The sequence below is a fragment of the Pseudomonas sp. 05T35 genome (genome assembly GCF_056396605.1).
The window spans coordinates 1-2,336 of the sequence record NZ_JBFTLU010000583.1 but is presented as its reverse complement, the minus strand read 5'-3'; the positions used below and the strand labels follow the sequence as shown (position 1 = coordinate 2,336).

Annotated in this window: 1 protein-coding gene; it reads right to left on the bottom strand. The window is 60.3% G+C overall.

The genetic code is table 11. From position 1 onward, the window contains the following. Positions 1–234: 234 nt before the first annotated feature. Positions 235–1,953, bottom strand: coding sequence for a hydrogenase maturation protein (locus tag AC1DH9_RS27535; RefSeq protein ID WP_427547108.1), 1,719 nt, complete (start codon positions 1,951–1,953; stop codon positions 235–237). Between the last annotated feature and the right edge of the window lie 383 nt (positions 1,954–2,336).

Genomic DNA, 2,336 nt, shown 5'->3' with positions numbered 1-2,336 from the left:
GTGTCCATCAGGGGGCATCGCCTACGGTCTGCTTCGCGACGACCTCCTCTCGATGTGTCCGGCTGCGCCGTACGGCGCTGCGCGCCCACCCCCTGATGAACACCTCCACTCGGCCTCCCGAAAGGGGCGGGTGGATCAAGATCAACAGCAAAGCACGGCGGCCTGCCGGCCGGCCTGAGTGGTTGGGGCGAGCCAATTCATTGTGGGCGGCAGCTACGGAGAGCAATCAAGTGATCAAGCGATCAGCGTCGCCTCGCGCTCCAATGCCCACGGCGCGATCAAGCGCTGCGGGGTCTGGCAGGTTTTGCGCTTGAACACGAAGTTGCGGCACTTCTCGGCGAACTGCTGGCGGTTGTGCACCATGTCCAGTTGCATCTGGGCCAGCTCGGCCTCGCGACAGTGTTCGATCTGCTGAAGGTCCATGCTGGTTTTTTGCGCGCGAAACGCTGCGTACTTTTCATCGGTCAAAGCGCCCTTGGCCCGTTGCAACAACCATTGGCTGAACTCGCGCGGGCAGCGCGGACCAATCTCCTGAATCATCCCCAACTGCCAGGCCTGAAACGCGCTGAGCGGCAGGCAGTCTTCGGTCAGCTTGTGCGCGATTTCGCTGCCCACTGCTCGGGGCAGGCTGTAGGTCCAGTATTCGGAGCCATACAGGCCCATGGTTTTGTAATGCGGATTGAGTACGACACCCGCCCGGGCAAACACGATGTCGGCGGCCAGCGCCAGCATCACGCCGCCGGCTCCGGCACTGCCAGTCAGGCCGCTAACCACCAGTTGCCGGGCCGTCAACATTTCCTTGCAGACATCGTCGATCGCCTGAATATTGGCCCAGGCTTCCAGCCCCGGCACCTTGGCAGCCTGAATGACATTGAGGTGCACACCGTTGGAAAAGCTTCCACGACCGCCCTTGATCAGCAGCACTTGGGTGTCCCGAGCCTTGGCCCACTGCAGCGCTGCAACTAGCCGCTGGCATTGTTCGGTGCTCATGGCGCCGTTATAGAACTCGAAGGTCAGTTCACCGACGTGACCCGACTCCCGATAACGAATCGGTTGATAGGTCGCCTCGTTGAACGGTTGGTTGGCGATCGATCCGTCCAGTACCGGTATCGCATCGAGTTGCCCGGCCAGCACATGCCGCGCCGGCAACTTGAAGGTTTCCTCTCCTGGCTGGGCCTTGCGCTTGAGTGAACCGATCCACAGGCTGTGATCGCCGGTCGCGACCAGTACGGCATCGTCCTGCACGGCAAGAATGGTTCCCGGCGTGCCGGTACGTGAATCGAGGTGCGCGTCGTACAGGTAATACTGCCCGCCGGCCAGRCTCGCCAACACACCCGGCTGACCGTCGGCGGCATCAATGGTGCGTTTGATGAACTGCGTGCAATCGTGCCAGCTGAAGGTGCGGTCGGCCTGTTTCATGTTCGGCTTCAAGCGCCCGATGACGTTCGGTTGCGTGTAATCGAGGGGTGTCGGGACRAAATCGCTGGCGAATTTTTCCACCACATCGCGTATGCAATAGATCGCGGCGTCACTCACCGGGCCGTTGTACAGCTCGGATTTGCGCACGTCGGCGGGCATGCTGAATTCATAGGTCGACCAGATCGGTCCAGCGTCCATTTCTTCGACCGCTTGTAAGGCCGTGACGCCCCAGCGGCTGACCTGCTGGGTGATGGCCCAGTCCAGCGCGCTGGCACCGCGGTCACCGACGATGCCTGGGTGAATGATCACCACCGGGCGATCCGGGTTGCTCCAGAGCTGTTGCGGAACACGATCCTTRAGAAACGGGCAGATCACCAGATCGGCCGCCGATTCCTCTATCTGCCGGCACACCGAGGCTTCGTCGGTGAACAGCACTACGCTGGGCTCGTGACCTGACTGGCGCAAGTCCAGCCAGGCCCGTTGGGTCAAACCGTTGAACGCCGATGACAACAAAATGATCTTCAATGACCGCATGAATGACTCTTCCCTGAGAATGCGCGGCCGGAGGCTCCCATTGAGCCGTCCCTGGCCTTTGATGGAAGCGCAAGGGTAGAGAGTGTGTGGCGAGGATTAGCTGACCGAGATCAATCTTGTGTTTGCAAATCGTTCATCAGTCGACGAGTTGTTGATTGCTGTTGGTAAACCGCTTTGATTTTGTCTGACCTGAAACGACAAACCCGCCAGTCTTGTGAAAAAGTGGCGGGTTTTGTGTTGTTCGCAGACACGGAGGAGCACCTGTGGCGAGGGAGCTTGCTCCCGCTGGGTTGCGAAGCGACCCTGAAATCAGTCACCGCGAATATCCAGATGGAGCGCGATTACCGGATTACGACCGCTTCGCGGCCGAGCGGGAGCAAGCT